The organism is Thermus sp. FJN-A (genome assembly GCF_054655095.1).
In genome coordinates, this window is the sequence record NZ_BAAHSC010000310.1 from 1 (window position 1) to 236 (window position 236).

General features: G+C 65.7%; 1 protein-coding gene. It reads right to left on the reverse strand.

All coding sequences use genetic code 11. The features are described 5' to 3' along the window. A partial coding sequence (locus ACYQ0J_RS13845; protein ID WP_460172635.1) for a transposase occupies positions 1-236 on the reverse strand: 236 nt, incomplete at both ends.

Here is a 236-nt window from a genome sequence, read left to right on the forward strand (position 1 = left end):
GGAAACTTGTGGTCCCGCACCTTCGTCCCCCGCCGTAGCTCCCGGATAAACCGCTCCATCAGGTTGGTGCTCCGCAAGTACGGCCAAAGCACCTTGGGGTACCCGTAGAAGCGCAGGAAGGCTCCAGACTCCTCCACCCAAAGCCCCACCACCCCCGGGTACCGCGAACCCCAGGCGGCCTTCACCTCCTCCAAGGCCCCAAGAGCTTCTTCCCGGCTCTCCGCCCCGTACACCCG